Source organism: Aequoribacter sp., from assembly GCF_965659035.1.
GTDB lineage: Bacteria > Pseudomonadota > Gammaproteobacteria > Pseudomonadales > Halieaceae > Aequoribacter.
Genome location: NZ_CBFHWH010000036.1, coordinates 1 through 2,858, shown reverse-complemented (window position 1 = coordinate 2,858; position 2,858 = coordinate 1). Strand labels below are relative to the sequence as shown.

The following is a 2,858-nucleotide window of genomic DNA, read 5'->3' as shown; positions in this document are numbered from 1 at the left end:
GTAACTGTCCATTGCGGCATTGCACAATTGGCAGCGACGTTTGCTGATCAGTAAGCGAGACTCTGCTTCATCATCGGCATCGGCACTTATGGCCTCGTCGCCTGACACCAAATTAATCGTCTGCTTACACCGCTCTTTGGGCGGCAAAGCGTAACCCGAGCATCCCAGGAACACTCCGGTAGCCGCTGTGCGAATTTGCATAGGCCGCCCGCATTGCTGACAGGGAATGTCAGTCATAGTGGGCGCATTCGCTTGCATGCCGTCGGGGTCAGCCGCGCCGGCTTGTTCCAAACGATCGCTAAAGTCCGCGTAAAACTGGTCTAACAATGCCCGCCAATCTAATCCGCCTTTGGCCACGTCATCCAAACGCTCTTCCATTGCCGCGGTAAACCCATAGTCCAGCAAATCGTCAAAGCTACTTTGCAGACGTTGTGTGACAATATCGCCCATCTTTTCTGCGTAAAACCGCTTGTTTTCGAGCTTAACGTAGCCTCGATCCTGAATCGTCGAAATAATAGAGGCATAGGTAGAGGGGCGACCTATTCCGCGTTTTTCCAGCTCGCGCACTAAACTGGCCTCGCCGTAACGCGGCGTTGGCTTGGTAAAATGCTGCGAAGGATCGAGCTTGGCCAGACTGAGCGCATCGTTGACTTTTAAATCGGGTAACACGACATCTTCTTGGCCCTTCTTGGCAGCCGGCGGTAGCACCTTGGTGTAACCATCAAAAACCACCACACGCCCTTTTGCGTTCAACTCAAAGCCTGCGGCTTCGACCGTCAAGGTTGTCGAGAGATATTCCGCCGCCGGCATCTGGCAAGCCACAAATTGGCGCCAGATCAAATCGTAGAGGCGCTGTGCATCGCGCTCCATTGCACTGAGTTGTGTCTGCTGGACAAAGACATCCGAGGGCCGAATGGCTTCGTGCGCTTCTTGAGCATCCTCGCGTGCGCTGTAACTTTTCGGCTTTGCGGGCAGATAAGGCGCGTCAAAATTGGTTTCAATATAACGTCTACAGGCACTGACCGCATCTGCGCTGAGGTTTGTCGAATCGGTTCGCATGTAGGTAATATGCCCGGCTTCGTATAACCGCTGCGCGAGGGTCATGGTCTTCTTCACAGAAAACCCCAAGCGCGTACTCGCCGCTTGCTGCAGCGTCGACGTGATGAAAGGGGCCGGCGCTTTGGAGCGAGTCGGCTTGCTCTCGCGCGCTTTAACCGCATAACGAGCTGCTTGCAGTGTCGCAACAGCAGCCATCGCCTCCGCTTCAGAGCGTGGGCGGAAGCCCTCGCCTTGATATTTGCGAACCTCAAAGCGCGTCTGCTCGCCGGCCGATGACAACAAATCGGCGTGGATTTCCCAAAATTCTTCAGGCACAAACGCTCGGATTTCGCGCTCGCGCTCAACAATCAATCGCACGGCCACAGACTGTACCCGACCTGCCGACAGGCCGCGCGCTATTTTGGCCCAAAGTAGCGGCGAGACCATATAACCCACGACCCGGTCTAAAAATCGGCGAGCTTGTTGAGCGTTCACTCGCGCGATATCTAAGGCTCCAGGGTGCTCAAACGCTTCTTGAATGGCCGTTTTGGTGATCTCATTGAATACCACGCGGCGATAACGCTCGGGATCACCGCCAATTGCCTCCTGCAAGTGCCAGGCAATGGCCTCTCCCTCACGGTCCAAGTCCGTCGCCAAATAAATGGTGTCAGCTTTCGCTGCGAGCTGTTTGAGCTCGTTAACCACTTTTTCCTTACCCGGCAAAATCTCGTAGTGCGCTTCCCAATTTTTGTCAGGATTGACACCCATTCGTCTAATGAGCTGGTCATGCGCTTTCTTTTTTTGGTATTGAGCTTTTTTCTCCGCTGACATCTTGCGGGTTTTAGCCGCCTGAGCCGCTCGCTCTTTTGGGTTGGTGGTCGACGACGCGCTGCCAGAGGTCGGCAGATCACGAATATGGCCCACACTGGATTTAACAATAAAATCATTGCCCAAATACTTGTTAATCGTCTTAGCTTTTGCTGGCGACTCGACAATGACCAGTGCCTTACCCATAGTTCTCCTTCAAGGATCGCTTGATTACTTGCGTTTCACACACCTAAGGGTGGCCATATATAGTGATGCAAAAGCCCGCGGTCAAGCAAAAAACTGATTTAGTTACAATTTTGTCGAAGCTTGTTCGGACTCATCTAATGACGTTGAGGCACTCGCTACCGCCTGTTTCAAGCACCGCGCGGCGTGTTCGAGCACTTCTTCACCGCCGCGTTCTTGCCAGAAAAAACCCACGCTACCTGGTGTGCTAGAGACAACATCGAGCCCCTCCGGTAACGCGACTAGGGCATCTGGCAAATCGCTGTCGCCTGTCAAAGCGAACCATCCATCCGGTGTACGCAACCACGATCCGACTGGGAGTTTAACTTTTTGCGAACAGCGTAAACCGTAGTAAACCCAATAACGACGATCGTCAGCAGGAATGTAAATATCGATCTTTCGGTGCGCGGGCAATTTTCGTAGCTCGACGTATAAACCCAACAGGGCAGCCTGTTCGCGGATGCGCGCCAGCCTTTGCTGCTGCTTACTGGGCCAAAAGTGAGAGAGTGGCGCCAAGGCCACCAACACCACGCCGGCAATTATCCAAAACGCCATACCATGTCCTTGATCTGAATCATCGAGCGATGATATCAGTAATTGATTCCAAAGACGCGAAGTGCGATAGTTTTAATACACCTGCCTTTAAGGAAAGACCATGTCTAATTACACAAAAATACTTATCGCGATCGACCTGAGCGAAGAATCCCTTCAAGTCGTGAAGCGCGGTTGCGCGATGGCTGCGGAAAAAGCCGCAGAAGTTCACCTAATTC

General features: G+C 52.9%; 3 protein-coding genes. 1 reads left to right on the top strand and 2 read right to left on the bottom strand.

The genetic code is table 11. The features are described from left to right. A partial coding sequence (gene topA, locus ACTF5Z_RS07100) for a type I DNA topoisomerase (RefSeq protein WP_438985039.1) occupies window positions 1-2,052 on the bottom strand: 2,052 nt, incomplete at its 3' end. A 102-nt stretch (window positions 2,053-2,154) separates the two neighbouring features. Next, on the bottom strand, window positions 2,155-2,643 hold the full coding sequence (locus ACTF5Z_RS07095; RefSeq protein ID WP_438985038.1) for a hypothetical protein: 489 nt from the start codon (window positions 2,641-2,643) through the stop codon (window positions 2,155-2,157). Window positions 2,644-2,743: 100 nt separating this feature from the next. On the opposite strand from ACTF5Z_RS07095, the gene ACTF5Z_RS07090 reads away from it, so the two are divergent. After that, window positions 2,744-2,858 (top strand): universal stress protein (locus ACTF5Z_RS07090; RefSeq protein ID WP_438985050.1); only part of this gene is annotated, 115 nt, incomplete at its 3' end.

Bases quoted from the DNA above. Each gene is read 5' to 3' on its own strand.
- ACTF5Z_RS07095 (WP_438985038.1), bottom strand. From the start codon at position 2,643: ATGGCGTTTTGGATAATTGCCGGCGTGGTGTTGGTGGCCTTGGCGCCA.